This is a genomic window from Dysgonomonas termitidis, from assembly GCF_042654545.1.
In the GTDB taxonomy this organism is placed as follows: domain Bacteria; phylum Bacteroidota; class Bacteroidia; order Bacteroidales; family Dysgonomonadaceae; genus Dysgonomonas; species Dysgonomonas termitidis.
Window position 1 is genome coordinate 22,827 of record NZ_JBHSGN010000057.1, and the last position, 6,068, is coordinate 28,894.

9 protein-coding genes are annotated in these 6,068 nt (G+C 37.6%); 7 read left to right on the forward strand and 2 right to left on the reverse strand.

Annotated elements, in window-relative coordinates; translation table 11 throughout:
* Position 1: 1 nt before the first annotated feature.
* The 5 genes from ACFO6W_RS07265 to ACFO6W_RS07285 all read left to right on the forward strand — a co-directional run bounded on the left by ACFO6W_RS07265 (position 2) and on the right by ACFO6W_RS07285 (position 2,012).
* On the forward strand, positions 2-418 hold the full coding sequence (locus ACFO6W_RS07265) for a hypothetical protein (RefSeq protein WP_379994812.1): 417 nt from the start codon (positions 2-4) through the stop codon (positions 416-418).
* Between the two features lie 142 nt (positions 419-560).
* Positions 561-911 carry a type II toxin-antitoxin system RelE/ParE family toxin gene (locus ACFO6W_RS07270; protein WP_379994814.1) on the forward strand — a complete coding sequence of 117 codons (351 nt, stop codon included), beginning with the start codon at positions 561-563 and terminating at the stop codon, positions 909-911.
* A complete protein-coding gene (locus ACFO6W_RS07275; protein WP_379994816.1) occupies positions 874-1,173 on the forward strand; it encodes a helix-turn-helix domain-containing protein in 300 nt (99 codons plus the stop codon). Before ACFO6W_RS07270 ends, ACFO6W_RS07275 begins: the two co-directional genes overlap by 38 nt.
* Positions 1,174-1,403: 230 nt before the next feature.
* The gene (locus ACFO6W_RS07280) at positions 1,404-1,589 is read left to right on the forward strand and encodes a type II toxin-antitoxin system HicA family toxin (protein ID WP_379994818.1); all 186 of its coding nucleotides are present in this window, start codon (positions 1,404-1,406) and stop codon (positions 1,587-1,589) included.
* A gap of 21 nt (positions 1,590-1,610) precedes the next feature.
* Positions 1,611-2,012 (forward strand): hypothetical protein, encoded by a 402-nt coding sequence (locus ACFO6W_RS07285; RefSeq protein ID WP_379994820.1) that lies wholly within the window; start codon positions 1,611-1,613, stop codon positions 2,010-2,012.
* A 565-nt stretch (positions 2,013-2,577) separates the two neighbouring features.
* On the opposite strand, the gene ACFO6W_RS07290 is transcribed toward ACFO6W_RS07285, so the two are convergent.
* Together ACFO6W_RS07290 and ACFO6W_RS07295 are read right to left on the reverse strand one after the other, a co-directional pair.
* A complete protein-coding gene (locus ACFO6W_RS07290; RefSeq protein WP_379994822.1) occupies positions 2,578-3,876 on the reverse strand; it encodes a phage integrase SAM-like domain-containing protein in 1,299 nt (432 codons plus the stop codon).
* A gap of 171 nt (positions 3,877-4,047) precedes the next feature.
* On the reverse strand, positions 4,048-4,581 hold the full coding sequence (locus tag ACFO6W_RS07295) for an XkdF-like putative serine protease domain-containing protein (protein WP_379994824.1): 534 nt from the start codon (positions 4,579-4,581) through the stop codon (positions 4,048-4,050).
* A 226-nt stretch (positions 4,582-4,807) separates the two neighbouring features.
* Here ACFO6W_RS07295 and ACFO6W_RS07300 point away from each other — a divergent pair, with 226 nt between their 5' ends.
* Entirely contained in the window at positions 4,808-5,467 is a 660-nt protein-coding gene (locus ACFO6W_RS07300) for a SatD family protein (protein ID WP_379994826.1), read from the forward strand.
* Positions 5,468-5,472: 5 nt separating this feature from the next.
* Positions 5,473-6,033: a DUF3307 domain-containing protein gene (locus ACFO6W_RS07305; protein ID WP_379994828.1), complete on the forward strand. Its 561-nt coding sequence runs from the start codon at positions 5,473-5,475 to the stop codon at positions 6,031-6,033.
* Positions 6,034-6,068 lie beyond the last annotated feature (35 nt).

Consider the following 6,068-nt stretch of genomic DNA (forward strand, 5'->3'; position numbering starts at 1 on the left):
TATGGAATTAGGGATAAATAAAGAAACTGAGAATGAGATCATTCAAGAGATTTTATCTAAAATGAGGAAAAATATAGGACGTTATGAACCTAGACTTATAATAAAAAATTACCTTGGCACTGATTTAGACTTTAAAACTTTATCTAAGATAAGTCGTTCAATTACCTCTCGGATGGTAGAAGAAGGATTAATAGAAGGAGGTCACGGAACTTACACGCTCACCCAAAAAGGAATAAAGATTGCTAACGATGGGGATGACGGATATAAAAAATATTTACAGGAACAAAAAGAAAAAGATCAGTTAAGGGAAGAATCTGAGATTGCTGAATATAAAAAGAAAATATTCGATTATAAATTCAGGTATATTTCCTATTTCTTTTCTTTAATAGGTGATATGATAAAATCAACATTTAAATAATTCCGTAGCCCCGCCCATTAGCAGGGCTTTCTTTTTCCACATCATCAAACCGCACAAATAAAGCTTGTCATTTTTTTATACAAGCTTTTATTTTTCACACGCAAAAGTTGCAATATATTGCAACTTTCATTATCTTTGTACTATGAATAGAATAATAATAGCATTTAAGGATTACTATCAGGAGTTTATAAAAACACTGGGTAAGAAAGAATTACTAAAGCTTAAATATATTCTTTCGTTGCTCGAAACTACAGACCGCATGCCGGTAAAGTTTATCAAGTATATCCGTGATGAACTCTACGAGCTCCGGATGGAATATAATAGTAATATTTACCGTGTGTTTTTCATTTTCGATGAAGATTTTGTAGTCGTCCTGTTCAACGGTTTCCAGAAAAAGACGCAGAAAACGCCGGTTAGCGAAATAGATAAAGCATTAAAAATAAAGGAGGAATATTATGCATACAAACAATCACATGATAACAAACATAAGTGAACAACTGGAAAAAGAATACGGCAAGCCCGGAACTCCCGAACGCGCCAAATTCGATGAAGAAGCCTACGCATTCTACACCAGCCAGCTATTACTGGATGCACGGAAGAACGCGAGGTTGACACAACAGGAACTGGCCAGCCGCATAGGGGTAAACAAATCTTATATTTCCCGGATAGAAAAGGGTCTGATAGTTCCCAGTGTAGCGACCTTTTACAGGATAGTCAATGCGCTTGGCTTGAGCGTCGAACTTGCTCCGGCTTAATTCAGCAGTTATTCTGTTTGTGATAAGCTTTCAGCCCTGCCCATCAGCGGGGCTTTTTTTCTCCATCTTTGCAATTCTACCTTTTCAATAATTGACAAGCTTGTATTTATAAACTTTTTTATACTATAATTTGATAAAAACACACAAATAGTATAAAAATATTTACCTATTTATTTTGATAATGGTAAATATTTATATACCTTTACCTTGTCGAATAAATAATACAGGATATGAAATCAAGAGAATTAAACCGGTTGGCGGTAAAGGCAGGATGGAAGTTTATATCACAGGACGCCACCAGCCACCGGACTTATGAAAAGGACGGGAAATTTCTAATCATCCCTTACCATGGGGCGAAAGAAGTCCCCACAGGTACATGCAGCAAAATATTAAAAACAATCAAGGGGCTTATTTAGCCCCTCTAAATCCACAAAATAATGAAACAGATAACAGCAATATTGGAAGCGGGCAAAGACGGCTATGGCGTGTCTTTCAAAGAAATAGACAATGTATTCGGATTCGGCGAAACAATCGAAGCAGCTAAAGCTGACGCGCAGGCTGCACTGGATACATATGTGAAAACGCTGAATAATTATGGAAGGCAATTACCTGAGGTATTACAGGGTGTATATGAGTTGGCTTTTGAGTTCGATATCGAAGCGTTATTGAAGTATATCGACGGGGTTGTAACAAAAACAGCCCTTGCCAAGGCCGCCGGAATAAACGTATCTCAATTGAGCCATTACAGTTCCGGATTGAAGCGCCCGCGAAAGGAACAGCAGGAGAAGATAATAAACGGCCTGCATAAAATAGGCAAAGACTTACTGTCCGTATCTTAATTATTTATTCGACCAAGTAATTTTACGGTCAGGCCCCGCTCATCAGCGGGGCTTTCTTTTCTCACCTTTGCAATTCTACCTTATCAATAATTGACAAGGTAATATTATGCAATTTTCACGAAAAAATACCCCGGAAAACAGGCTTCGCGAGCATGATTTTTTCAAACACATAAAAATAACGTAACTCACTATGTACTAATACTTTAATAAAACTACCTTTTCAAATTTTAAAAAGCTGGACAAATAAGGTTCAAAAAAAAGCCTTAAAAACCCTCATTTTTGACAATATAATACCATATATTAGCAAATTGAAAAATTATTTGACAGTATGACGGTATATGTTTTCATTCGGCAGCGACCTCTTAAGGTCACTACTTATACATCACTTGCCGCGCTTTACGAAGCGAACAAATCTACTATTGATGTTTCAAGATCTACCCTGTATAAATGGAAGTTTAATTCTTTCGACTATGTAAACAGCCACTACATTATAGCGAAGACGAAAACTCAGTCTACAGGCGATGTGCGGAAACTTAATAATACTAGCTTATCAACTATTGACAAGCTAGACATTTGAAGTAATTTTTGACCAGTCGAACAGATCCAGTACTTTTCTGTTAGCATCCCAGATTACCGACCAATCCTTATCGATGTAAATGTCAGTTACTTTCATAGCTCTATCCGGAGCATGGTTTAATGCTTCATGTACCGTATACTTATCGATGCCTACAGTTGATGAACAGGCGATAGTGGCCCAGGAGTGCCGCGCCGCGTAGAACTCTAAATGATCTACGCCAATCTTTTTGCCTATTTTTTTTAAGCCTTCATTAATTACTGCATTGAATACCTTATGGTTAGTATAGTGTCTATGAAACCGGAATAGCTTCTTATCATCTTTATATTTATCCATTAAATTCCGGATACAGGCCTCGACCCTCACACACATCTCAGCCCTGTCATCCCGGCGTGCTTCCGTTTTTCTCCGGTTATAAACTAAAATGTCATTTTTAGGTGAGTCTGAACGGAACATATCGGCGCTATTCATCCCAATCAAGGCAAAAGATAGTATAAAGCAGTCCTTAGCCAGATTAAAAAGGCTACTCCGTCCGCCTATTATTTCCTTTTCATAGGGAAGATCTATTATCTGTTGTATCAAAGTAACAGGCAAAGCCCGTTTACGCGTCTTCGGGAGAGGTTTCAATTTATATTTTTTAAATGGGGAGAAGGGTATATTTATTATCCCGCGGTCTTCGTCATTATACTGTTCCTTAGCCTTGTTATGTATGGCTCGAACGCATGACAGGTATTTAGATACAGCACGGCCTCCCTTAGCTTTCGTTTTATCTTTAGAATCTTTTTTGTATTTCTTTTTATTACTACCACGCTGGGAAGGCTCTGATGCTATGAACTTTTCAAATTCCAGGAGAAAATTTGTGTTTATCTCGGAGATATCAAGGCTTTCCCTTTTTGTAAAACGTTTCAATGAATTCAGCATACTTGTATATGTATCTCCGGTTTCTTTTTTCATTTCAGAGGCTTTCTCTTTTGTGTACTGCATAAAATCGAGATAAAATTTATCGCCACCCTGAAGATGATTTTTTATTTTTGAAACAAGTTCATCTATAGGCATATTAAATAAGCGGAAACCTAGATTATTGCAAACTACACGGCATTCCCGTATAATATCGTCACATTTTTCCACTATATTTACATTCTTTATTTTCAGACTTTTAGTTAGATCATCTAATGTTATATATAAATTTGTGGAAATTCGCCGTATCTCCCTGTTGTGTGTTACCCGTATTCTTACATTGTAAGTTCCGTCCGCACGTTTATTTTGTACTTCCGCTTTGAATGTAGCCATAACCTATAATTATATGTCAACTATTTATAAACAAATATAGCTACTTTTAAATATAAGTAAATAAAATAAGGATATAATTAAGGGAAATATTCAAGAATATGAAAATATAATAACCATATAATATACTGTATTTCAGATATTTTATAAATAACAGTATGATTATATCTAAATTTAATATAGAAGATTGAAGAAACCTTCCAAAGAGAAGCCTTTGACATGGCCGGTCATCACCTCTGTGTTCCAGTATTTTTCATCCTCGACCTTGTAGCTGCACATCAAGGTCCCTTTGGGAAGGTCTTCAAATCCTAATGCTTTCGATTTATCTGTCTGCGGGTCTGCCACTATCCACAGTTCGGTGAGGTAGTTGCCCGAGAGCGGTGTCTGATGCTGGTGTGTGGTATTGTGAAGTGCTACACCGGTACGCATCATTTTCTGTGCTATCCTTTCTATTTGTTCGGCCGAAAACCTGATGTAATAGTCGCCCAGTTCTTCACTGTGACGGTAGATCAGTTGCTCGGGTTTCAGTACTACGCCTGTAATAATGCGTTTCTTTGTATCACGATTGAGAAGAATGTGTTCACTGTTTTTTTTCAATGTCACAAAATCGACCTCATTGGCCGGACAATCGACAAAGGATATGGCACAGATGCCCGTCATATCGTCTTCGTTGTCGTCGATAATACAGTTGTAAATAGGTAAATTCATAGATTATCTGCTTTTTAGGATATAGATAATTGGATTTGAAAAAAATGCAGATAAATGGAAAAATTAACAGTTGGATGTATTACAAAAAATATTCATTCTTATCGCCTTAAAAGCAACAGCACATTTCAGCTGTATTAACAAAAAACAGCCAATATTGGTTGTATTAACAAAAAACAGCTCAAAAAGGCTGTTAGCAAAATAAAAATAGTATCTTTGTAAAAAAAAAATGGGTTGGATAGGAGTAATAACAGGCGATATAGTAGATTCTACGGAAATACTGAGCTCCGGAAACAGGGACAGGCTACTGGATATATTACATAGCGCTATTTCTAATGTCAACACTTTAGCAATAGCTAATACCAGAATAGAGATATACAGGGGTGATAGCTTCCAGATAATTACCGATAATGCCAAAGCTACCGTATGGACAGCTATAACATTAAGGGCTGCCCTGACAGCGAATTCGGGAGCCAATCTCCGCTGGGATGCGCGTATGGGATTAGGGATAGGAAAAGGTGAGTTTATTACAGACAGTGTCGTGGAATCGGATGGAGAAGCCTTCCGTTTGTCGGGTCAGGCATTTGATATGCTGGATAAGAACAGCCGTATGTGCATTATTACGCCTGACGATGACTTCAATGATGAACTGAGTGTCAGCACAACCTTTGCTGATGATATCGTATCCGGCTGGACACAGGCACAGGCTTCGGTTATATATCCCCTTATGATGGCGGAACATACGTCTCAAAAAGACCTTGCAGAAATAACAGGAAAAACGCAACAGACTATCAGCAAATTACTGTTAAATGCGAAAGCAGGTAATATAATCAAATATGCAAACCGGTTCAGAAGGAAGGTATCGGATTTGGAAAAACAAAAATATTAAGAAAGATGGAAATCAATATTCTACTCAGGTTACTTTGCGCACATTTCCTCTGTGACTTCCTGTTTCAGCCCGGATCGCTTGTAGACAGGAAAAAGAATGATGATATACAGATAAGTCTGAAAGCAAATATAATGCATAGTCTTATACATGCTATTGCGGCGTACATCATAGCAGGGGCATGGTTAAGCTGGTATATTCCCGCAGGGATACTGGTCTCCCATTTTGCGATAGATTTCCTGTATAAGCGGAAAAAAGATGGACTGCAACCATTCCTGATAGACCAACTGTTACACATTATTGTTCTGATATTGCTTTGGCTTATCTGTGAAGGCCAGTTCAGGGCATTATGGGAATATATATCCGGCCTTTTTGCAGGCAATAAGATGTGGGTTGTCCTGATAGCATATATCCTCATACTGCAACCCTCTTCGATACTTATCGGCATATTCACCGAAAAATGGAGCAGCCAATTGAACATAACAGGAAATAACGGGCTACAGGATGCCGGAAAATGGATTGGCTACATCGAACGCTTTCTTATAATTAATTTAAGTTGCTATTTATAGATTGTAAATTTTATCAAAAGTATATCCCCAAATGA

Excerpts from the sequence above, each read along its gene's own strand:
- ACFO6W_RS07295 (WP_379994824.1), bottom strand. The coding sequence starts at position 4,581 with ATGAATTTACCTATTTACAACTGTATTATCGACGACAACGAAGACGAT.
- ACFO6W_RS07275 (WP_379994816.1), top strand. The coding sequence starts at position 874 with ATGCATACAAACAATCACATGATAACAAACATAAGTGAACAACTGGAA.
- ACFO6W_RS07265 (WP_379994812.1), top strand. The coding sequence starts at position 2 with ATGGAATTAGGGATAAATAAAGAAACTGAGAATGAGATCATTCAAGAG.
- ACFO6W_RS07305 (WP_379994828.1), top strand. The coding sequence starts at position 5,473 with ATGGAAATCAATATTCTACTCAGGTTACTTTGCGCACATTTCCTCTGT.
- ACFO6W_RS07285 (WP_379994820.1), top strand. The coding sequence starts at position 1,611 with ATGAAACAGATAACAGCAATATTGGAAGCGGGCAAAGACGGCTATGGC.
- ACFO6W_RS07290 (WP_379994822.1), bottom strand. The coding sequence starts at position 3,876 with ATGGCTACATTCAAAGCGGAAGTACAAAATAAACGTGCGGACGGAACT.
- ACFO6W_RS07280 (WP_379994818.1), top strand. The coding sequence starts at position 1,404 with ATGAAATCAAGAGAATTAAACCGGTTGGCGGTAAAGGCAGGATGGAAG.
- ACFO6W_RS07270 (WP_379994814.1), top strand. The coding sequence starts at position 561 with ATGAATAGAATAATAATAGCATTTAAGGATTACTATCAGGAGTTTATA.
- ACFO6W_RS07300 (WP_379994826.1), top strand. The coding sequence starts at position 4,808 with ATGGGTTGGATAGGAGTAATAACAGGCGATATAGTAGATTCTACGGAA.